This is a genomic window from Streptomyces sp. MspMP-M5, assembly GCF_000373585.1.
GTDB lineage: Bacteria > Actinomycetota > Actinomycetes > Streptomycetales > Streptomycetaceae > Streptomyces.
This window is the reverse complement of record NZ_KB891882.1, coordinates 102,487-124,418: the sequence shown is the minus strand read 5'-3', so window position 1 is coordinate 124,418 and position 21,932 is coordinate 102,487. Positions and strand designations below refer to the sequence as shown.

The following is a 21,932-nucleotide window of genomic DNA, read 5'->3' as shown; positions in this document are numbered from 1 at the left end:
CAATTCCCTTTCCCGCCTCTTTGTATACGGGGCCATTGTTAAGCCCGGGCGCGTGCCGTGTTGACGGGGCGTTTCGGGTCCCTCACAGCGGGAGCCGCGCGGCGCAGCCGGTACACGGGAAGCGACCGTTCGATGTGCGCTGTCATGAGGGCACGCGCCCGTTCCGCATCGCCCCGGGCCACCGCGTCAAGTACGGCACCGTGCTCGTCCCACGATGCGGTGACTCGGGACGGTGGCTCCATGACGTACATCCACTCGATCTTGCGCCGCAGCTGGGTGAGAAGCGCAGTGAGGCTGGGGCTGCCGGCCGCCTGGGCGAGCGTTTCGTGGAACCAGCCGTCCAGTTGGCACAGGTCGGCAGGGTGGCCGTGCCGGGACCGCTCGCGGCCGAGCCGTACCAGGCCGCGCAGCACCTTGAGATGAGCGGAGGTGCGGCGGGCGGCCGCGCGGGCGGCGCCCAGCGGCTCCACGAGGGTGCGGAGGTCGAGGAGGTCGGCGGCCTCCTGTTCGGTGAGTTCGGCGACGCAGGCGCCGGCGTGATGGCGGGTGGTGACGAAGCCCTCGGACTGCAGTGTGCGCAGCGCTTCCCGCACGGGGACCCTGGATACGCCGTACCGCGCGGCGAGAATGTCCTCGATCAGCCGGCTGCCCGGCGCCAGCGCGCCGGAGACGATATCGTCGCGAATCGCCGTGCACACCGCATGCGCAGAAATATGGCCTCGCATCGTCCGTGCCTCCGCCGTAATCCCCGGGAGCGCCGCCCCTTTGGCGGCATTCCCTGACCCTATTCGACCATGGGGAATTCTCCCTCGGGATCTCGCGAATTGACCGGAGCTTTTCGGCCGATGCACGGCATCCGGTGAGCCCTGCGGCGGCCTTTCCGGGGAGACGGTGGAGCCCCGGCCTGCCGGGGTGGCGGGCCGGGGCTCCAGGGGGACGGTGTTGCGGCGGAGGTCCAGGTGGGTCAGACGGTGACGCCGTGCGCGCGGAGGTAGGCGACCGGGTCGACGTCCGAGCCGTAGTCCGGGCCGGTCCGCGCCTCGAAGTGGAGGTGCGGGCCCGTGGTGTTGCCGGTGTTGCCGGAGAGGGCGATCTGCTGCCCCGGGGTGACCGCCTGGCCGACCGTCACCCCGATCGACGAAAGGTGACCGTATTGGGTGTACGTACCGTCGTTCATCTTGATCACGACGTTGTTGCCGTACGCGCCGCCCCAGCCGGCCTCGACGACGGTGCCCGAACCGACCGCGTGGACGGGAGTGCCGTAGGCGGCGTGGAAGTCGATGCCGGTGTGGCTGCCCGAGGACCACAGGCCGCTGGACGCCTTGTACGCCGTGGAGACGTAGGAGCCGCTCACGGGGGCGACGAAGGTGTTGAGGCGCTCGCGCTCGGCCTCGCGGGCGGCGCGCACCTTGGCCGCGCGCTCCTCGTCGGCCTTCTTCTTCGCCACCTCGGCCCGCCGGACGGCCTCCGCTTCGGCCTTCGCCCTGGCCACTGCGGCCTCGGCGGCGGCCTGCTGCGCGTCTGCCTGGGCCTCGATCCGGACGGCGAGTTCGTCGGCCATCACGACGGCCTGCTGGAGGCCGGTGTCGTGGGGAGAGGGCTCGTCCGTGGCGGCCAGCGCGGGCGACGCCACGGAGGCGACGACACCGGAGGCGGCGAGGGTGGCTATGCCGGCGAGGTTGCGGGTGGTGCGAGCGGTGCGGCTCGCGCGGCGGTGCTTCCCGGTGGCACGGGTGAACGCCATGTACGGGCTGGTCCTTTCCTTCCTTCTCGCCTACCGGGTTAGCTGACGGGTTCGGAGCAGGAAGGTCTCCTACGGGCTCCTCCGGGGAGGCGCCCGATTCACCCCAAGGGACGTGTGGGTCCCCGGCTCCCCTGGCTCGCGCCATACGGGGACTCGGCGATGACTGTCCGGTGCCACGGGTGTGGCGGACTTGTGACGAACAGCCGGACCGACGCTAATCGGGACAACTTTCGATCGGCAAACAGAACCGGAATTTTGTGCGCCACGCCACACGCGAAACGGGCAACCGGCACAACCGGCCGGGCATCTTCGTCCGTCCGCGCAGCACGGTTCCCACGGGTCGTTCCCTCCGCGGGCACGGAGGACATGGCGCACACGCGAAGCGGCTCCCGTGGCAAGTGCCTGCCACGGGAGCCGCTTTGTCGACAGATGACGAGCCGTCGGGTGAGGGCCCGTCACACCGAGGGTCAGCCGCTGACGACCGTCACCTCGCCGATGCCCAACGCCTTGACCGGCTCGGCGATCTGGGCCGCGTCACCCACCAGGACCGTCACCAGCCGGTCCACCGGGAAGGCGTTGACGACCGCGGCGGTCGCCTCGACCGTGCCGGTCTCCGCGAGCCGGACGTACAACTGCGCCTGATAGTCGTCGGGAAGCTGCTGCTCCACCTGGTCGGCCAGCGTGCCGGCGACCGCGGCGGCGGTCTCGTACTTCAGCGGCGCGACACCGACGAGGTTCTGCACCGCGACATCGCGCTCGGCGTCCGTCAGCCCCTCTGCCGCGAGGGTGCGCAGCACCGTCCACAGGTCCTGGAGGGCCGGCCCGGTGGACGCGGTGTCCACCGACCCGCTGATGGCCAGCAGAGCGGCTCCGGTGGCCCCCTCCGGGGAGGACGGGGCGGTGGAGCGCAGTACCTGCCCGAAGGAGCGCACCCCGTAGGTGTAACCCTTCTCCTCGCGCAGCACCCGGTCCAGACGGGACGTGAGGGTGCCGCCCAGGCAGTACGTGCCGAGCACCTGGGCGGGCCATACCTGGTCGTGCCGGTCGGCACCGATCCGCCCGATGAGCAGTTGCGTCTGGACGGCACCGGGACGGTCGACGATCACCACGCGGCCGGTGTCGTCGGCGACCACCGGCGAGGGCTTCTGCGGCTCGGCCGTGGAGCCCGTCCAGGCGCCGAGGGTGTCGGCCAGCGCAGCGTCCAGGTCGACGCCGGTGAAGTCGCCGACGATGACGGCGGTGCCGGTGGCCGGCCGGACGTGCGCGTCGTAGAAGGCGCGGACGGCGCCCGCGTCGATCCGTGCCACGGTCTCCTCGGTGCCCTGACGGGGCCGCGACATCCGGGAGGTGGCCGGAAACAGCTCCTTGGAGAGCGCCATCGCGGCACGCCGGGCCGGGTTCGCCAGCTCGTGCGGGATCTCGTCGAGGCGGTTGCGGACCAGCCGTTCGATCTCGCTGTCCGGGAAGGCGGGGGCGCGCAGCGCGTCGGCGAGCAGGCCGAGGGCGCGCGGCAACCGGGAGGCCGGGACCTCCAGGGAGACCCGTACACCGGGGTGGTCGGCGTGCGCGTCCAGGGTGGCGCCGCAACGCTCCAGCTCGGCGGCGAACTCCTCGGCGGTGTGCTTGTCGGTGCCCTCGGACAGGGCGCGGGCCATGATCGTGGCAACGCCGTCGAGGCCCTCGGGCTCGGCCTCCAGGGGCGCGACGAGGTTGACCTCCACGGCGACGACCTGCTGGCCGGGGCGGTGGCTGGTCAGCAGGGTCAGGCCGTTGGCCAGCCGGCTGCGCTCGGGCGCGGGAAAGGCCCACGGCTTGGGGGCGCCGCCCCGAGGCTGCGGGTGGAAGTCCATGGTGCTCACGGGGGCGTCTGCGGGGGTGGTGGCGTCGGTCACTTGGCCGCCTCCTCTTCCTCGGTGCCGGCGGCGTCGGTCTGCGCGGTGGGCTCGTAGACGAGCACGGCGCGGTTGTCGGGGCGCAGCCGGGCCTTGGCGACCGCCTGCACCTCCAGCGGGCTGATCTCCAGGACGCGCTGGACGGCGGTCAGCGCGAGCTGCGGATCGCCGAACAGGACGGCGAAGCGGCACAGTTCGTCGGCGCGGCCGCTGACCGTGGCGAGCCGGTCCAGCCATTCGCGCTCCAGCTGGGCCTGGGCCCGCTCCATCTCCTCGGGGGTCGGGCCCTCTTCGGCAAAACGGGCCAACTCCTCGTCGACGGCGGCCTCGATGGCGGGCACCTCCGTGCCGCCGGACGTCTTCACGTCCAGCCAGCCCAGCGAGGGCGCGCCGGCCAGCCGCAGCAGGCCGAAGCCGGCGGCGACCGCGCTCCGGTCGCGGCGCACCAGGCGGTTGTACAGGCGCGAGGACTCGCCGCCGCCCAGGATGGTGAGCGCGAGATCGGCGGCGTCGGCCTCGCGGGAGCCGTCCTGCGGGAGGCGGTAGGCGGCCATCAGGGCCCGGGAGGGGACGTCCTCCTTGACGACGGTGCGGAGCTGGTCGCCGATGGTCTCCGGCAGGCTGCCGTCGCGCGGCGGCTGCTTGCCGTCGTGCGACGGGATCGAGCCGAAGTACTTCTCCACCCAGGCCAGCGTCTGCTCGGGGTCGATGTCGCCCACGATGGACAGGACCGCGTTGTTGGGCGCGTAGTACGTGCGGAAGAAGGCCCGCGCGTCCTCCAGGGAGGCAGCGTCGAGGTCGGCCATCGACCCGATGGGCGTGTGGTGGTACGGGTGCCCCTCGGGGTAGGCCATGGCCGTCAGCTTCTCGAAGGCCGTGCCGTAGGGGACGTTGTCGTAGCGCTGACGGCGCTCGTTCTTGACGACGTCGCGCTGGTTCTCCAGGGACTCCTCGTCGAGCGCGACCAGCAGCGAGCCCATCCGGTCCGCCTCCAGCCAGAGGGCGAGCTCCAGCTCGTGGGCGGGCATGGTCTCGAAGTAGTTGGTGCGCTCGAAACTGGTGGTCCCGTTGAGCGAGCCACCGGCGCCCTGGACGAGCTCGAAGTGGCCATTGCCCTTCACCTGCGCGGACCCCTGGAACATCAGGTGCTCGAAGAGGTGAGCCAGGCCCGTACGGCCCTTGACCTCGTGGCGCGAGCCGACGTCGTACCACAGGCAGACGGCCGCCACCGGCGTCAGATGGTCCTCGGAGAGCACCACGCGCAGGCCGTTGGCCAGCCGGTGCTCGGTCGCTGTCAGGCCGCCGGAGCCGGCTTGTTCTGTGGCCGTGTGACCCATGGGCATGTACGTCCCTTCGATCCGCTTGCGAGGAAGTTCTGTCACTGTATGCAACCGCGTCGGCATCTGGCGAAGTTCCCGTGAGGAAGGGCCCCGAACATGCGCCGTGGCCCGCGGCGGGGTGCGAAGGGGGGAGTCGTGGTGAGCGTTGTCAGTGGGGCGGTCCACAATGGTCCGCGTCAGACTCATCGGACTCGCCGGTCGGTCCGCCGGCCGGGCGGTCAACGTCGGTCCCCGGCGTTGACCCGAAGCGTTGACCCAACAGCAGTGATCACACATCGGCAGTAGACGCAGCAGAAGGAGCCGCAGCCGCGATGGCCCGCCGCAGCACGAAGACCCCGCCGCCGGACGACTTCGAGGAGAGGATCCTCGACATCGACGTCGTCGACGAGATGCAGGGTTCCTTCCTCGAGTACGCGTATTCGGTCATCTACTCTCGCGCCCTGCCGGACGCCCGCGACGGTCTCAAGCCCGTGCACCGCCGCATCCTCTACCAGATGAACGAGATGAGCCTGCGGCCCGACCGCGGCTATGTGAAGTGCGCCCGGGTCGTCGGCGAGGTGATGGGTAAGCTCCACCCGCACGGCGACGCGTCGATCTACGACGCCCTGGTGCGCATGGCGCAGCCGTTCTCGATGCGACTGCCCCTGGTGGACGGCCACGGCAACTTCGGCTCCCTGGGCAACGACGACCCGCCCGCCGCGATGCGGTACACCGAGTGCCGGATGGCGTCGGCGACGTCCCTGATGACGGAGTCCATCGACGAGGACACCGTCGACTTCACGCCGAACTACGACGGCCAGGAGCAGGAACCGGTCACCCTCCCCGCCGCGTATCCGAACCTCCTCGTCAACGGGTCGTCCGGCATCGCCGTCGGTATGGCGACGAACATGCCGCCGCACAACCTCGGCGAGGTGATCGCCGCGGCCCGCCACCTGATCAAGCACCCGAACGCCGATCTCGACTCCCTGATGCGGTTCGTACCGGGTCCGGACCTGCCGACGGGCGGCCGGATCGTGGGCCTGAACGGTGTGCGGGACGCCTACGAGAAGGGTCGCGGCACATTCAAGATCCGCGCCACGGTCTCGGTGGAGAACGTCACCGCCCGCCGCAAGGGCCTGGTCGTCACCGAACTCCCCTTCACGGTCGGCCCGGAGAAGGTCATCTCCAAGATCAAGGACCTGGTGGGGGCCAAGAAGCTCCAGGGCATCGCGGACGTGAAGGACCTCACCGACCGCGAGCACGGCCTGCGCCTGGTGATCGAGGTGAAGAACGGCTTCAATCCGGAGGCCGTGCTGGAGCAGCTCTACAAGCTCACGCCGATGGAAGAGTCCTTCGGCATCAACAACGTCGCCCTGGTGGACGGCCAGCCGCTGACGCTCGGCCTCAAGGAGCTGCTGGAGGTCTACGTCGACCACCGCTTCGACGTGGTGCGCCGGCGCAGCGAGTTCCGCCGCACCAAGCGGCGCGACCGGCTCCACCTGGTCGAGGGCCTGCTGACGGCCCTGGTGGACATCGACGAGGTCATCCGCCTGATCCGGTCCAGCGAGAACAGCGCCCAGGCCAGGGAGCGCCTGATGGCCCGGTTCTCGCTGAGCGACGTGCAGACGCAGTACATCCTGGACACTCCGCTGCGCCGGCTGACCAAGTTCGACCGGATCGAGCTGGAGGCGGAGCGCGACCGGCTGGAGTCCGAGATCGCGGAGCTGACCCGGATCCTGGAGTCGGACGCCGAACTGCGCAAGCTGGTCTCCGGCGAGCTGGCCTCGGTCGCGAAGAAGTACGGCACGCCGCGGCGCACGGTCCTGCTGGAGTCCGCGGGCACCTCGGTCGCCGCGGTGCCGCTGGAGGTCTCCGACGACCCGTGCCGGGTGCTGCTGTCGTCCACGGGCCTGCTGGCGCGCACGACCACGGCGGAGACGTCGTTCGACGCCGACGCCAAGCGCGCCAAGCACGACGTGATCGTCTCGGCGGTGCCGGCGACGGCGCGCGGCGAGGTGGGCGCGGTGACGTCCCTCGGGCGGCTGCTGCGGCTGACGGTGATCGACCTGCCGCAGCTTCCGGACTCCGCGACGCCCAGTGTCGCCGGTGGTGCGCAGATCTCGGAGTTCCTGAGTCTCGAGGACGGCGAGCAACTGGTCTGCCTGACGACGCTGGACGAGTCCTCGCCGGGGCTCGCGCTCGGCACGGAGCAGGGCGTCGTCAAGCGGGTGGTGCCCGACTATCCGTCCAACAAGGACGAGTTGGAGGTCATCACCCTCAAGGAGGGCGACCGCATCGTGGGCGCAGCGGAGCTGCGTACGGGCGAGGAGGACCTGGTCTTCATCACCGACGAGGCACAGCTGCTGCGGTATCCGGCGTCGCAGGTACGGCCGCAGGGACGGCCGGCGGGCGGTATGGCGGGCATCAAGCTGGGCCAGGGCGCGAAGGTGATCGCCTTCGCGGCGGTCGATCCGGCCGCGGACGCCGCGGTGTTCACGGTCGCCGGTTCGCACGGCACGCTGGACGACTCGGTGGCGACGGCCAAGCTCACCCCGTTCGACCAGTACCCGCGCAAGGGCCGGGCCACCGGTGGTGTGCGCTGTCAGCGGTTCCTGAAGGGCGAGGACTGCCTGACGATGGCCTGGGCCGGCCCGGCGCCGGTGCGGGCTGCTGACGCCAAGGGCGCACCGGTCCCGCTGCCGGATCCCGACCCGCGCCGGGACGGCTCTGGAGTGGCACTGGCCAAGCCGGTGACCGCACTGGCCGGCCCCGCTTAAGCACGACAGCCAGACAGACAGCACACGGCGCCGCCGGGGTGGTGAACAACCGCCCCGGCGGCGTCTGTCGTGTGCGCCGGGAAGCGGCTTGGGGCTCGGGGGGGGCGCCGGCCTGCGGCCGTCGCGCCTACGTGATCGATTCCTGTGCCCGGGGCCGCCGTCCGGGTACGTGGTTCACCTTGTGGTGGGCACTCGGCACGCTGCTGCCGCCCCGACGCCCCTCAGTCTTCCCGCGACGGCACGTAGCGCAGCACGCCCCACATGCTGTTCTCATCCGCCTCCGCCGGGGTGGTCTGCCGGCAGTTCTCCAGCTCCTTGCGCAGCGCCGCAGCATCGATGCCGCTACCGATCATCACCAGCTGTGTGCAGCGTTCCTCCCCCTTCTGCCAGGGCTCGGGGTAGAAACGCAGGAAGTTGCCGACCGCGTGCAGCGTGAACTTCTGGCGGCTCTCCGGCACGTCGAAGTGGACGAAGCCCTTGATGCGGTAGAGCCCGCCGGGTCGGCTGTCCAGGAACTCCATCAGGCGGCGCGGATGCATCGGCTCGACGGAGGTGAACTCGACGCTCTCGTAAGCGGCGTGGAGGTGCCCGGCGTGTCCGTGATCGCAGTTGTGACAACCCTGGTGGTCGTGGTCGCCATCACCGTCGCCGAATCCCCGTCCTGGTGCTCCGTTGGCGGAAGCCTCCCGCAACAGGTCTTCGAACGACAGCTGGCGGACCGCCGCATCACGGTCCTCCCCCGGCCCACGGTCGAAGAACATCTCCGGATCGATCTGCCCGTATGCCGTGCAGATCACCGGTCGGCCGGGGGCAAGGTCCGCAAGCCTGCCGATGAGGCCCTGGCGCGCCTCGTCCCCGATGCGGTCGGCCTTGTTGAGCACCACGAGGTCGGCGATCCCCACGTGCCGGTCCAATTCCGGATGCCGGGCACGGGTGTCCTCGAACTCTGCTGCGTCGACGACCTCGATCAACCCGCCGTAGACGATCCGGTCGTTCTCGCTCGCGAGGATCATCCGGATGAGTTCCTGCGGCTCGGCCAGCCCACTGGCCTCGATGACGATCACATCGATACGGGCCACAGGGCGGGCCAGCCGCTCCAGATAGGTGTCCAGTTCGCTCGTGTCGACGGCGCAGCACAGGCACCCGTTGCCGAGCGAGACCATCGAGTCGACCTGCCCGGCGACGGTCATCGCGTCGATCTCGATACTGCCGAAGTCATTGACGATCGCGCCGATGCGAGTGCCGTCGCCGGCGCGCAGCAGGTGGTTGAGGAGGGTGGTCTTGCCCGACCCCAGGAAGCCTGCGAGCACGACGACCGGGATCTGTTGGGTGGCCAAGAGAGAACGCCTCCATGGTGCGGGTGGCGGGCCGCGCGGCCCAGCGGCGGACGAGCTGTCGATCGTAACGGACCCGTGCCATGCCCCGACCCGCTTCTCGCCTTGCCCGGTGGCCCAGCCCGAACACGCCACAGCCTCCGATAGGAGCCACACCGCATCGAGCGACCCCACCACGGACCACACCAAGGTCACACCGGGGCTGCCCCCGGAGCTCTGGACCTACGGAAGCCAGGAAACCCCGCGCCCAACTCCCGAGGCACGCGATAGCCACGCGCAGGCGTCACCGCTTCTGCCTGCCCACGTTGGGCGCGGTCGCCCCCGGCCCCCTGCTCCTCGGCCTCACCACAGAACGCCGCCGCAGCCATCGGCCTCCACGCCCGACTCCGCTGTACCGGAGGCACGACCGACCACCTCCACTCGTCGTGGCGTGCCTCGCCACCCTCCCGGCATTCCGGACATGACGCTCCGGGTTAGGCTCGCCTTCGTGAACAGATGCGCCAGCGCTTCCCTCGAAGCGGCCGAACCTCTGGCCGGAACGGCAGCCACCGCCCGGACCTGGCTGTTGATCGAGCAAGCCGGGCCCTGGGGAGCCAAGGCACTGGCGGACAGCCACCTCGACCCGCACATCGGCCGGGCCCTGGAGGCCGCGGCAGACGGCACCGGCGTGCGCGTCGCTCTCATCCGCCGGCCCGGACGCCACGCCGATCTGCACGGCACCCCCCGGCGTCGCCTGTTCCTTGCGCACACCGCTCCAGGACACTCCTGGATCCGCACCACCACCGTCACCGACCCGGGAGCCGCGCTCGACCTGGATTTCGCCGCCGCGGGAGCCGGAAGCCACCTCGGTGTCTGGGAGCCGTACACCGGCGACCCTGTGGTGCTTGTGTGCACCAACGGCAAACGGGATCGCTGCTGCGCCCTCCTCGGCAGACCGCTGGCCGCTCAGCTGGCCGACAGGAGTACCGCGACCTGGGAGGTGACGCACATCGGCGGTCACCGCTTCTCCCCCACGCTCTTCGTCCTCCCCTACGGCTACGCCTACGGACGTGCCTCGGCTCAGCTCGTCGAGGATGTCGTGAAAGCGGCGGGCCATGGACTCGTCACGCTCGACCAGTGCCGGGGCCGCTCCACGTGGGACCGGCCGGCCCAGGCCGCCGACCTGGCGGTCCGGGAGCTGATCCGAGAGCGGGGCGCGGACGCACTCGACGTCGTAGGGACCGACCCGATGCGGCCCGAACCTGGGAATGGGCACGGACGGGCGCCTGCCGGCGGACCGACGGCTGACGCCGCTCGCAGTTGGACCGTCACCGTTGCACACGCCGACGGGCGGGCGTGGCGCGTGGTGGTCGATCAGCGGGCCGATGGTGCTCCGTCGCCCGCCAGCTGTGGTGCGCCGCTCGGTCCACCGTCGCGCATGGCGGTCGCTTCCATCACTGCGCTCACGGACGGCGCTGCCGCTCGACGGCCCTTCTGTCCCGCTGGTCCGCCGTCCTGACACCGGAGGCGTATCCGGCTCGGCCGCTTTGCCACTCCGATCGGAGTTGCGTGCCCCATCGACCGGTGCCGCGCCTGACTCCACGGCGCGAGCCAGCACAACCCCCAACAGCAGCCCCAGCGTCGCCGCGAACCCTAGGCTCGACACCGCCCCCGTAGCTCGCAGCACGGTGGCGCGACTCCGGTTGCTCCGTGCACCCGCAATCGACGCCCCGGCAACCCCTCCCACAGCACACATGCCCGCTCCCCCTCCGCACGCTGTCCTGGCGCGCACAACGGCCGGTCTTTCGCACGCCCGAGCGCGACGTTCTGCTCCAGCCGCCAAGCAACATGGGCGTACGACCGGCCTTGGACCTGACCCTGCGAGGCTACGCAGACACAACCCGCCACCGAGCGGGCTGTGGATAACCTCCATGCCCGCGCCCGTTCACGCGTTGCCTTCGCCTGGAGCATGACCGAGGCGACGCGCTCCGTGGAATCACCCAGCGCCCTTTGCCGACTTGGCGGGCAGCGTCCGACCCCGCCGGATTACCGCGCCGATGCGCCAGGAGGCTCCGCGAGCCCATGGCGGTAGGCGTAGTGGATCGCCTGGGCCCGGTCCCGTAGTCCCGCCTTGGCGAAGAGATTGTTGATGTGGGTCTTCACCGTCGCCGTGGAGACGTGCAGCGTCCGGGCGATCTCCGGATTGCTCTGTCCTGCCGCGACGAGACGTAGAACCTCAACCTCCCTCGCCGTAAGCCCGTCCGGAGGCTCATCGGGGGGTTGAGGGCGGCTCGCTGCGGGCTCGGCGATGCGCTCCAGCAGGCGTCGCTGGATCTTCGGGGACAGCCCGGCCTCGCCCGAGAGCACGTCGTCGATGGCGCGGACGATTTCGTCGCCGTCGGCATCCTTGGTGAGGTACCCGCGAGCGCCGGCCTGCAGGGCGGGAAAGAGCGAGTCGTCATCGGCATACGTGGTGAGCACCACGACTTGTGTGCCGGGGTGGTCCGCGCGGATGCGGCGTGTGGCCTCGACACCGTCGCAGCGCGGCATCCGCAGGTCCATCAGGACGACGTTGGGGGCGAGTTCGGCAACCAGGTGGACGGCCTCGTCGCCGTCGGCCGCCGAACCGACCACTTCGATGCCCGGCAGCAGGCCCAGCAGCATCACGATTCCCTCGCGCACCACCGTCTGATCATCGGCCACGACCACACGCGTCGTCGTGCGCGCCGTCATGCGGGCACCCGCAACCGCACCACAAAACCCTCCTCGTCGGGGCCGGACTCCAGCGTTCCGCCGAGGAGTTCGGCGCGCTCCCGCATCCCGAGGAGACCGTACCCGGAACCGCTCTGCGCGAGCTCACCCGTCGTGCCGCGACCGCCGGAGTCGCGCACCTCCAGAGTCACGTTGTCCTCGGTGTACTCGAGTCGCACGCGCACCTGAGCGCCGGGAGCGTGCTTGCGTACGTTGGTCAGTGCCTCCTGGGCAACCCTCCGGACCGCGAGTCCCGCCTCGGCGGACAGCGTGCGCTGCTCCCCCACGACGTCGAGCTGGGCGCCCTCAGCAGCCGTCAGACGGCGCAGGAAGTCGTCGACCGGGACCATCTCCCCACGCAGGGCGGAAAGAGCCTCACGCGTGCCGTCAAGCCCTTCTCGCGCCATTCCCCGGCATGCCACCACCCGCTCCAGCAGCTTTTCGCGATCCGCCTCCAGATCGCTGCTGCGCTGGATCAGCTGGCGAACCGCCTCTAGGTGGACCAGTTGGGCGCTGAGGCTGTGTGCGAGGACGTCGTGGATCTCACGAGCGATACGGCCCCTTTCGGCCAGCGCCGCGGTTTCCGCTTCGGCACTGCGGGCCGCGCGCTCCTGGGCCAGCAGCCGCTGTGCGTTGCCGCGCGCCTCGGCGTCCAGGCGCACGACGTAACCGGCAAGGGCAAGACCTCCGGCAGTCACGGCAGTGGTCAGCCAACTGCCGTTGTTCACCGTGACGAAGCCGCCGAGTGCGAGGGCGGAGCACGGGACCGCTGCGCCCAGGGGCAGTCGCTCCATCGCCGTCAGGGCGCAGGCGCACCAGAGGACGATCGCCGGTATACGGGCGCCCACCAGGAAGAAGCCGAAGGCAGCGGCCTCCAGTACGGCGAGCAGGCCGATGGAGGGCCAGAGCCGGCGCTCCAGTGTCATGCGGAAGAAACCCCGGAACGCCAGCACGGTGACGACCAGCACGGCGCCCGCGGCGGCCAGTCCCCAACCGCTGAAGGTCCCGCTCCCGAAGGTGGCCCATAGCAGGCCGCCGACCATCACGACGCGGACGCCGCGGCCGATCAGCAGACGAGTCTCGCTGAGGCCCGCCTTGGAGAGCGACTCCCGCAGCGGCCAACTCGTCAAGGCGTTCGGCGGCACGTCGGTCCTTTCGGTGCGTGGCGCAGGACCTCAGCCCGCGACAGGGACACGGTACGTCGACCGCAGTGCCTGGGCCCGCCAGGCGGTCACACCGGCACGGGTGAGCAGCATCGCCGCTACGGAGAGCAGCGTCGGCTGGCTGCTCTGGTGGATACCCAGGGCGGCAGCGATGCCCATGAGGCCCAGCCGCAGGGCCATGGCGCAGAGCCACACGCCGGCCGCCGCCCAGGTTCCCTCCGTCCAGACCGCGCCCTGCTCGTCCGTCCAGAGACGGGTGGTCCACGCCCATGCCGCGCCGCTGGCCAGCCCGATCAGGATCGTCGCGACCAGCAGGACCTCGGAGGCAGCGCGATGGGCGGGGTCCAGGAGGCCGGGCTGCCGCAGCGCCATGAAGATCAGGACGACCGGTATCAGCCACCACTTCCGACCCTCCGACGAGATGCGCTGCGCGGTGAACTGCCGCGCGAAGACGAGCGCGACTACCGCGACGAGCACAGCGATGTTGAGCAAGCCGGTCATGGCCTGAGCCTCCGTGGAAGGGGAATGTCAATGCCCCGACGCTACGGAGAGAGCCCCATCGCCCGTATCGGAGCCAGGGTGGGTCATGGGTGGAAACGGCGACGGGCGTCTCTCCACCCCCGGGTGGAGAGACGCCCGTAACGGCCGGGGGCCGGCTCAGGTGTCGATGCGCGAACGGTCCAGAGTGGCCGCGGAGTTGGTGATGAACTCCTTGCGGGGGGCGACTTCGTTGCCCATCAGGAGGTCGAAGGTCTTCTCCGCCGTCTCCAGGTCGCTGATGTTGATCCGGCGCAGGGTGCGGTGGCGCGGGTCCATCGTCGTCTCGGCGAGCTGGTCGGCGTCCATCTCACCCAGGCCCTTGTAGCGCTGAATGCTGTCCTTGTAGCGGACGTTCTTGCGCTGGAGCTCCAGCAGCGTCTGCCGCAGCTCATTGTCCGAGTAGGTGTAGATGTACTTGTCCTGCCCCTTCTTGGGGTTGGTCAGCTCGATGCGGTGCAGCGGCGGCACGGCGGCGAAGACTCGGCCCTGCTCGACCATCGGCCGCATGTACCGCTGGAAGAGGGTCAGCAGCAGAATCCGGATGTGCGCGCCGTCGACATCGGCGTCGGCCAGGAAGATGACCTTGCCGTAGCGGGCCGCGTCGATGTCGAACGTGCGGCCCGAACCGGCCCCTATGACCTGGATGATGGCGCCGCACTCGGCGTTCTTGAGCATGTCGGAGACCGACGACTTCTGGACGTTGAGGATCTTGCCGCGGATGGGCAGCAGCGCCTGGAACTCCGAGTTCCGCGCCAGCTTGGCGGTGCCCAGCGCCGAGTCGCCCTCGACGATGAACAGCTCGCTGCGGTCGACGTCGTCGCTGCGGCAGTCCGCCAGCTTGGCCGGCAGGGAGGAGGACTCCAGTGCCGTCTTCCGGCGCTGGGCCTCCTTGTGCTGGCGGGCGGCGATGCGTGTACGGGCCGCGGCGACGACCTTCTCCAGTACGGAGCGCGCCTGCTGCTTGGCGTCCCTCTTGGTGGAGGTCAGGAACGCCTTGAGTTCCTTGCTGACCACCTGGGCGACGATCCGGGAGGCGGCAGAGGTACCGAGCACCTCCTTGGTCTGACCTTCGAACTGCGGCTCCGCGAGTCGCACCGTGACGACGGCGGTCAGGCCCTCCATGGCGTCGTCCTTGACGACGTCGTCCTCGGCGACGCGGAGCAGCTTGCTGGACCGCAGCACCTCGTTGACCGTCTTGGTCACCGAGCGCTCGAAGCCGGCGACGTGGGTACCGCCCTTGGGGGTGGCGATGATGTTCACGAACGACTTGATCGTCGCGTCGTAGCCGGTGCCCCACCGGAGGGCGATGTCGACGCCCAGTTCACGGGTGACTTCGGTGGGTGTCATGTGACCGCGCTCGTCGAGGACGGGCACGGTCTCCTTGAAGCTGCCGTGGCCGGTCAGCCGCAGGACGTCGCAGACGGCCTTGTCCTGCGCGAGGTACTCGCAGAACTCGCTGATCCCGCCGTCGTAGCGGAAGGTCTCCTCCGTCTTCCCGGCGCCGTCGATGCCGCGTTCGTCCCTGACGACGATGGTCAGGCCCGGCACCAGGAAGGCGGTCTGGCGGGCGCGGGCGTGCAGCGTCTCCAGGGAGAGCTTGGCGTCCTTGAGGAAGATCTGGCGGTCGGCCCAGTAGCGCACCCTGGTGCCGGTCTTGGTCTTGGGGATGCGCTTGCCCTTGTGCAGCCCGTTGGCGGGCTCGAACGGGGCCTCCGGGCCGGGCTTGGTGAAGGCGCCGGGGACGCCGCGGCGGAAGCTGATCGCATGCGTCTTGCTGTTGCGGTCGACCTCGACGTCCAGCCGCGCGGAGAGCGCGTTGACCACCGAGGCGCCGACGCCGTGCAGACCGCCGGAGGCCGCGTACGAGCCGCCGCCGAACTTTCCGCCGGCGTGCAGCTTGGTCATCACGACCTCGACGCCGCTGAGCCCGGTCTTGGGCTCGACGTCCACGGGGATTCCTCGGCCGTTGTCCTGGACCTCCACGGACCCGTCGCTGTGGAGGATCACCTCGATGTGGTCGCAGTAGCCACCGAGCGCCTCGTCGACGGAATTGTCGATGATCTCCCACAGGCAGTGCATCAGGCCGCGACTGTCCGTCGAGCCGATGTACATGCCGGGGCGCTTCCGGACGGCTTCCAGGCCCTCAAGGACGAGCAGGTGCCGCGCGGTGTAGTTGGAACCGTCCCGGTCTGCCCCGGTCAGCACTGCGGTGGACGGCACGGACATCTCGGCGGTCACGCGGTTCGCTCCTCGCTGAATTTCTGGCAGTCCGCATTCCGCGGACTCGGTTGTGGCGGTGTCGCCGGTGAGAGGGTACCGAGGCCCAGTAGAGCCGATGTGACGCCACCCGTGAGCGTGACCATGGTAGTAGAATTTCGCTCGTACGTTCGATCGCTCGATAGGGTGACGTCTGAGTGACGTGCACATCACGTTCCCTTCGAGGCATGAACCATTTAGGCTCCGGGCACGTCCTCAACAACAACCGGCAAGCCAGCCGGGAGGGCAGACTCCAGCAACCAACGTGAATCGGACCACCACGCAATACGGCTCATTCGCCGCCACCGGCAACACCCGGCCCCCTCGGAAAGTTTTTTTCGGGGAAAAGGCACGAGCGGGAACGTTTTCGGCCTGGTTGGATGTTGACCCTGGTACGACAGCTCGTCGAGCTAGAGAAGAGGCGACGTGACTACTGTTCTGACACCCGCGAGCCCGCTGACGGCCGCTGACCGGTGCGACCGCTGCGGCGCCCAGGCATACCTGCGCGTCGTCCTGATGTCCGGCGGAGAACTGCTCTTCTGCGCCCACCACGGCCGCAAGTTCGAGCCAGAACTCAAGAAGATCGCCGCGGAAATACAGGACGAGACGGAGCGGCTCACCACCACTCCGAGGTCTGCGTCCGACGAGGAACGCTGACACATCGCATCCACGACGAGCGAGTAGCGGCTCAGCGCCGTGCGGCGGGCGGTCTTTCCGGTACGACCGGGGAGGTCGCCCGCACTTGTACCCTCTCGTGCGCCCGCGTCCCCGCTCGCGTTCAGTCGGCGCCGTGCGCCAGTACTGCCGGGAGCAGCGCGGACGCCCTCGTATAGACACCGGGGCTCCCTGGCCGCCCGCAGCCGGTCCCCCACGACACCAGCCCCACCAGCCGCCCTTGCACCACCAGCGGCCCACCACTGTCCCCCTGGCAGGCGTCCCGCCCGCCCTTCGGTTCCCCCGCGCACAGCATCGACGCCGCGTTGTACATCCCGTCCGCGCTGCCCGGGTAGGCGCGGGCACACACCGAGTCACGTAGGACGCTGACCTTGGCCGCCCGCAGCCGTGACGCGTAACTTCCGTCCCCCGTCATGTCGCCCCACCCGTAGACGGTGGCGGCGTTGCCCGCTTCGTAGACGCTGTCCTCGGGGCCGGCTATGGGGATGGGTTCGTTCGGGACTTTCTTCTGGAGGGTTATGACGGCCATGTCGTCCTCGTTGGTCCAGCTGTTGTAGCTCGGATTGATCCACACCTTGGCGATTTTTATCTCCTCGCCGTCTTTGCCGGTGAGGTTGTTGCGGCCCACGACGACCCGCAGGTCCTTCACCTCCTGCCAGGGCAGTCCGAGGACTTCCCGGCCCAGACAGTGCGCGGCCGTCACCACCGTCGCGTGCCCGACCAGCACTCCGCCGCAGAACTGTCCGGAGCGCCGGTTCCCGAACCGCTGGTGCGAGGCCAGGGCGACCGTCCAGGGGCTCTGGGCGCGACGGACGGGCTTTCCCCCGACCACCGAGTCGTCTGCGGCCGCCGGGGCCGGCGCGGCGAGGATCAGCGCCAGGGCCCCGAGGGCGGCGCGTACGGTGGGGCGCATACGGACTCCTGACTCTGGGACAGTGGTCGCCCACCCAGCGTGACCCAAACGGGGGCGCGCCGCACCCGGACGGCCGCGAGCCCGGCCCTCCCACAGGTGGAGAGCCGGGCTCGCGGCGCGGTCGGAGCTCTTCGGCTAGTCGAGGTAGTCGCGCAGCACCTGGGAGCGCGACGGGTGGCGCAGCTTCGACATGGTCTTGGACTCGATCTGGCGGATCCGCTCACGGGTGACGCCGTAGACCTTGCCGATCTCGTCGAGGGTCTTGGGCTGGCCGTCCGTGAGGCCGAAGCGCATGGAAACCACGCCGGCCTCGCGCTCGGAGAGGGTGTCCAGCACCGAGTGCAGCTGCTCCTGCAGGAGCGTGAAGCTGACCGCGTCGGCCGGGACGACGGCCTCGGAGTCCTCGATGAGGTCACCGAACTCGCTGTCGCCGTCCTCGCCCAGCGGGGTGTGCAGGGAGATCGGCTCGCGGCCGTACTTCTGGACCTCGATGACCTTCTCGGGGGTCATGTCCAGTTCCTTGGCCAGCTCCTCCGGGGTGGGCTCGCGGCCCAGGTCCTGGAGCATCTGGCGCTGGACGCGGGCCAGCTTGTTGATGACCTCGACCATGTGGACGGGGATACGGATCGTGCGGGCCTGGTCGGCCATGGCACGGGTGATGGCCTGGCGGATCCACCACGTCGCGTAGGTCGAGAACTTGTAGCCCTTGGTGTAGTCGAACTTCTCGACGGCACGGATCAGACCGAGGTTGCCCTCCTGGATCAGGTCCAGGAAGAGCATGCCGCGGCCGGTGTACCGCTTGGCCAGGGAGACGACCAGACGGAGGTTGGCCTCCAGGAGGTGGTTCTTCGCCCGGCGGCCGTCCTCGGCGATGATCTCCAGCTCGCGCTTGAGCTTCGGTGCGAGCTTGTCGCTGTTGGCGAGCTTGTCCTCGGCGAACAGACCCGCCTCGATGCGCTTGGCGAGCTCGACCTCCTGCTCGGCGTTGAGCAGCGGGACCTTGCCGATCTGCTTGAGGTAGTCCTTGACCGGGTCGGCGGTGGCACCGGCGGCGGCGACCTGCTGGGCGGGCGCGTCGTCCTCGTCCTCGTCGGACAGGACGAAGCCGGCGTTCTCGGCGGCCTCGGCGTCGGTGGGCTCGCCCTTGCCGGGCGCCGGGGTCTCCTCGGTCAGCTCGTCGTCGAGCAGGTCGTCGACGTCCTTCTTGCCCGCGGTCTTCTTCGCGGTGGCCTTCTTGGCCGTGGCCTTCTTCGCGACCGTCTTCTTGGCGACCGTCTTCTTCGCCGCGGCCTTCTTGACAGGCTCGGGCTCGGCCTCACCGACGGCCGGGTCCGCCACGGCGGTGGTGGCGGAAGCGGTGGTGGTCTTCTTCACCGTGGCGGTCTTGGCCGCGACGGTCTTGGTGGCGGTGCGCTTCGCCGGACTCTTCGCTGCGACGCTCTTGCGGGTGCGCTTGGGCGCCTCTGCGGCACTGACCATCAGCGTCACACCCTCCTCGTCGAGGATCTGGTTGAGGCTGCGCAGAACGTTCTTCCACTGGGTTGGCGGAATCTGGTCAGCCTCGAAGGCCCGACGCACGTCATCGCCGGCGATCTGCCCATCTGCCTTTCCCCGCTCGATGAGCGCCATCACAGACTCGGACTCGGCGATCTCCGGCGGGAGCGTACGGGATGTGCTGGCCGACACGAACAACCTCTCGGAACGATGGAAACGGCTTCCGACCCCGTCCACTGTGGATCGGAGCCGACGACCGCCGGTGGGGATGGACCGACGGCGCAGGGGCAACCGGGGAGTTGAACAGCGCCACGAACGCCGCTCGTATTCCCTCCTCGGCTATCACCTCTTACGTCATCGCGCTTCCTGGGAGAGCGTTACGCCCAATCTGCGTGGCCCGAGTCACACCCCATAACGACCCCTTCCCCGTCATATGCCCTGCAATCCTCTCAAAGTCTTCTGCCGGATCCGGACGATGCCCCGGATCCGGCGATCTTGCGCTCCTTCGGTACGTTCGGCGCGACCTCGGCAGGGGCGTACGGGGCACAAGGCCACGCGGTGCTTACGGTCCGCACGCGGTCGGGTACGAGCCTTCAGTGCTCGCGTGGTGCGGGGACGACATGGTCCACCGGCGTCCCGGCCCCCTGGCCACCGGTGTCGCCATGGGCGGCGAGGAGCTGGCGCATCGCGGACTCGGCGGCGGTGGCGTCGCCGGTACCGATGGCGTCGACGACCCTCATGTGCTGGCCCACGGATGTCTCGACGGGCCGCTCGCAGCCGCTGCCGGAGCCGCCGGAGACCTGCAGGGCGGAGGTGACGATGCCCGCGAGGTGCTCGAGCATGCGGTTGCCGGCGAGCTGGAGGAGCAGGGTGTGGAACTCGGCGTCGGCGCGGTTGAAGGTCATGGTGTCGCCCTGGGCCGCGGAGTGGCCCATGATCTCGACCATGTCCGCGAGCCGCTGCTGGATGTCCTCACGACCGTGGCCTGCGGCGAGCCGGGCGGCGAGCGGCTCGATCGTCCAGCGCAGCTCGCACAGCTCGCGGCGCTGGTCGTCGCGCTGCGGCCCGTAGGCGCGCCATTCGATGATGTCGGGGTCGAGGAGGTTCCAGTCGCTGACCGGGCGTACTCGGGTGCCCACGTTCGGGCGCGCGCTCACCAGGCCCTTGGCTTCGAGGACGCGCAGTGACTCGCGGACGACGGTGCGGGAGACCTCGAAGCGCTGGCCGATCTCCTCGGGGACGAGCGGGCGGTCGGCGCCGAGATCGCCGGAGACGATCATCTGGCCGAGCTGCTGGACGAGTTGGCCGTGGAGGCCGCGGCCGCGGCTGCCCGCCGCGCGCCGGCCGACCCGGCCGATGTCTGCCTCGGAGCCATCCCAGACCGGGGCGACGCGCTCTGCGCGGTCCTGGCCGGTCGCGTTGGCCGCGTTGGCGTAGGGGTAGCGGTCAAGCTCGCCGGGGCCTGCGAGGCCGGTGTCGCCGGGGCGAGCCGCGGTCATCATGGTGTGCGCAAGGGTACTCACGCATCCTTTGTCGGCGGCACCCTGAACGGCCTTGAGGTCTTTGGTGAAAAGCACACGAAAGGGTGATCGCCCGTTATCTCGCAATTGACGCTTTATCGGAAAGAAATGCGCTTTCGACGGTGAGTTGTGGACAGGGGGCGCAACAACGGGGCCCGGAAGCGGACGTTTTGGCCGATCGGGGCCTCCGGCCCGTTAGCACGCTGAACACATAAGCGCAGCCCAGGACCATCGGGGCAACGCGCCTGCGGTGACTCCTGGTTGAACCCTCGGCGGCGCCAGGACCGGAACACCTCGATCGTTTCCGGACGGCAGCCGAGGCGCCTCAGTGGAGGGCCGACTCGGTGCGGTGAGGGGGCGCGGCAGTGGGTGGGTGGGGCCGAGGTCGCGGTGGTGGTCGGATCGGGCGTCAGTTGCCCTGAGGGGAAGAGGAGTTGGCGGCACGCCGGTGACGCGATCCCGGTGGGGGTGTGATGGCGGTGTGGGGGTGCGGTTGGTCCGGTGGCCGGCTGGGGGTGAGTGCGCTCGGGGCGCCGGGGTTGCGAAGCCGCCTTGGCGGATGGGCCGGGTGGGGGCGGTGCTGTTGCCTGAGCGCGCGAAGTCACCTGGGACGGTGAGTTCGGGGGCGTGGTGTTGACGGTGCGGGGAGCTGCGGGCAGGGGTAAACGGGGTGGTCGTCGTAAGCGGTGGCCGTGGGTGGCCACACACCGCTGCGGCGGGTCGCGGGGATCGGGGCGGGGTCCGGCGCGGGTGGCGTTGTGCGGTGTTCCCCGGGGCGCGGGTGGTCGTCAGACCTCCGGGCGCAGCATGGGTGGGTTGAGGAGGGTGGCGCCGCCGGCGCGGAAGAGCTGGGCGGGGCGACCGCCCTGGCGGGTGGTGGTGCCGCCGGTGGGGACGAGGAAGCCGGGGGTGCCGGTGACCTTGCGGTGGAAGTTGCGGGGGTCGAGGGCGACGCCCCAGACCGCCTCGTAGACGCGGCGCAGCTCGCCGACGGTGAACTCCGGCGGGCAGAAGGCCGTGGCGAGCGAGGAGTATTCGATCTTCGAGCGGGCGCGTTCCACACCGTCGGCGAGGATGCGCGCGTGGTCGAAGGCGAGCGGGGCGGTCAGGTCGCCTTCGCGGGTGTGGGCGTTGGCGTCCTGGTCCAGGAGGGTTTCGACCGGGGCCCAGCGGGCGCTGTGGGCGTCGCCGCCGGCCCGGGGGGCCGGCAGGTCGGGGGCGAGGACGAGGTGCGCGACGCTGACCACGCGCATGCGGGGGTCGCGCTTGGGGTCGCCGTAGGTGGCGAGCTGTTCGAGGTGCGCTCCGTACGCGGGCGGCGGGCTGCCCTCCGGCGGGCAGGCGTGCAGGCCGGTCTCCTCGGCGAGCTCGCGGCCGGCCGCCTCCGCCAGGTCCTCGTCGGCGCGGACGAATCCGCCGGGCAGGGCCCAGCGGCCCTGGAACGGCGGCTCACCGCGGCGTACGGCCAGCGCGCACAGGGCGTGGCGGCGCACGGTGAGCACGACCAGGTCGACGGTGACAGCGAAGGGCGGGAAGGCCGACGGGTCGTAGGGAGGCATGCCGCGATCATAGTCG

16 protein-coding genes and 1 riboswitch are annotated in these 21,932 nt (G+C 70.1%); of the genes, 3 read left to right on the top strand and 13 right to left on the bottom strand.

The window, feature by feature from the left end; all coding sequences use genetic code 11:
• Window positions 1–38: 38 nt before the first annotated feature.
• From B073_RS0111720 to B073_RS0111705, 4 genes are all read right to left on the bottom strand, one after another.
• Window positions 39–725, bottom strand: a complete 687-nt coding sequence (locus tag B073_RS0111720; protein ID WP_026247282.1) for a GntR family transcriptional regulator — start codon at window positions 723–725, stop codon at window positions 39–41.
• A 239-nt stretch (window positions 726–964) separates the two neighbouring features.
• Entirely contained in the window at window positions 965–1,744 is a 780-nt protein-coding gene (locus B073_RS0111715; protein ID WP_018538286.1) for a M23 family metallopeptidase, read from the bottom strand.
• A 12-nt stretch (window positions 1,745–1,756) separates the two neighbouring features.
• A riboswitch (cyclic di-AMP (ydaO/yuaA leader) is annotated at window positions 1,757–1,913 on the bottom strand.
• 298 nt (window positions 1,914–2,211) lie between these two features.
• A complete protein-coding gene (locus B073_RS0111710; protein WP_199788138.1) occupies window positions 2,212–3,594 on the bottom strand; it encodes a M16 family metallopeptidase in 1,383 nt (460 codons plus the stop codon).
• Window positions 3,595–3,632: 38 nt separating this feature from the next.
• Window positions 3,633–4,973: a M16 family metallopeptidase gene (locus B073_RS0111705; RefSeq protein WP_018538284.1), complete on the bottom strand. Its 1,341-nt coding sequence runs from the start codon at window positions 4,971–4,973 to the stop codon at window positions 3,633–3,635.
• 314 nt (window positions 4,974–5,287) lie between these two features.
• Between B073_RS0111705 and B073_RS0111700 the strand changes: the two genes are divergently transcribed.
• Window positions 5,288–7,732, top strand: coding sequence for a DNA gyrase/topoisomerase IV subunit A (locus B073_RS0111700; protein WP_018538283.1), 2,445 nt, complete (start codon window positions 5,288–5,290; stop codon window positions 7,730–7,732).
• Between the two features lie 221 nt (window positions 7,733–7,953).
• On the opposite strand, the gene B073_RS0111695 is transcribed toward B073_RS0111700, so the two are convergent.
• A complete protein-coding gene (locus B073_RS0111695; RefSeq protein WP_018538282.1) occupies window positions 7,954–9,069 on the bottom strand; it encodes a CobW family GTP-binding protein in 1,116 nt (371 codons plus the stop codon).
• Window positions 9,070–9,553: 484 nt separating this feature from the next.
• On the opposite strand from B073_RS0111695, the gene B073_RS0111690 reads away from it, so the two are divergent.
• Complete coding sequence (locus tag B073_RS0111690; protein ID WP_018538281.1) at window positions 9,554–10,564, top strand: sucrase ferredoxin; 1,011 nt, start codon at window positions 9,554–9,556, stop codon at window positions 10,562–10,564.
• A 527-nt stretch (window positions 10,565–11,091) separates the two neighbouring features.
• On the opposite strand, the gene B073_RS0111685 is transcribed toward B073_RS0111690, so the two are convergent.
• The 4 genes from B073_RS0111685 to B073_RS0111670 all read right to left on the bottom strand — a co-directional run bounded on the left by B073_RS0111685 (window position 11,092) and on the right by B073_RS0111670 (window position 15,737).
• Window positions 11,092–11,778, bottom strand: a complete 687-nt coding sequence (locus B073_RS0111685; RefSeq protein WP_018538280.1) for a response regulator transcription factor — start codon at window positions 11,776–11,778, stop codon at window positions 11,092–11,094.
• Window positions 11,775–12,941 carry a sensor histidine kinase gene (locus B073_RS0111680; protein WP_018538279.1) on the bottom strand — a complete coding sequence of 389 codons (1,167 nt, stop codon included), beginning with the start codon at window positions 12,939–12,941 and terminating at the stop codon, window positions 11,775–11,777. Before B073_RS0111680 ends, B073_RS0111685 begins: the two co-directional genes overlap by 4 nt.
• Window positions 12,942–12,971: 30 nt before the next feature.
• On the bottom strand, window positions 12,972–13,460 hold the full coding sequence (locus tag B073_RS0111675; protein ID WP_018538278.1) for a DUF1453 family protein: 489 nt from the start codon (window positions 13,458–13,460) through the stop codon (window positions 12,972–12,974).
• A gap of 156 nt (window positions 13,461–13,616) precedes the next feature.
• The gene (locus B073_RS0111670) at window positions 13,617–15,737 is read right to left on the bottom strand and encodes a DNA gyrase/topoisomerase IV subunit B (RefSeq protein WP_018538277.1); all 2,121 of its coding nucleotides are present in this window, start codon (window positions 15,735–15,737) and stop codon (window positions 13,617–13,619) included.
• Between the two features lie 444 nt (window positions 15,738–16,181).
• On the opposite strand from B073_RS0111670, the gene B073_RS0111665 reads away from it, so the two are divergent.
• The gene (locus B073_RS0111665) at window positions 16,182–16,412 is read left to right on the top strand and encodes a DUF7455 domain-containing protein (RefSeq protein ID WP_018538276.1); all 231 of its coding nucleotides are present in this window, start codon (window positions 16,182–16,184) and stop codon (window positions 16,410–16,412) included.
• 121 nt (window positions 16,413–16,533) lie between these two features.
• Here the strand turns inward: B073_RS0111665 and B073_RS0111660 are convergent, their stop codons facing one another.
• The 4 genes from B073_RS0111660 to B073_RS0111645 all read right to left on the bottom strand — a co-directional run bounded on the left by B073_RS0111660 (window position 16,534) and on the right by B073_RS0111645 (window position 21,916).
• Window positions 16,534–17,343, bottom strand: coding sequence for a serine protease (locus tag B073_RS0111660; RefSeq protein WP_018538275.1), 810 nt, complete (start codon window positions 17,341–17,343; stop codon window positions 16,534–16,536).
• A 135-nt stretch (window positions 17,344–17,478) separates the two neighbouring features.
• Window positions 17,479–19,035, bottom strand: coding sequence for an RNA polymerase sigma factor (locus B073_RS0111655; RefSeq protein WP_078507985.1), 1,557 nt, complete (start codon window positions 19,033–19,035; stop codon window positions 17,479–17,481).
• 395 nt (window positions 19,036–19,430) lie between these two features.
• Window positions 19,431–20,414 (bottom strand): FadR/GntR family transcriptional regulator, encoded by a 984-nt coding sequence (locus B073_RS0111650; RefSeq protein WP_037811483.1) that lies wholly within the window; start codon window positions 20,412–20,414, stop codon window positions 19,431–19,433.
• A gap of 731 nt (window positions 20,415–21,145) precedes the next feature.
• A complete protein-coding gene (locus B073_RS0111645) occupies window positions 21,146–21,916 on the bottom strand; it encodes an NUDIX hydrolase (protein ID WP_018538272.1) in 771 nt (256 codons plus the stop codon).
• Window positions 21,917–21,932 lie beyond the last annotated feature (16 nt).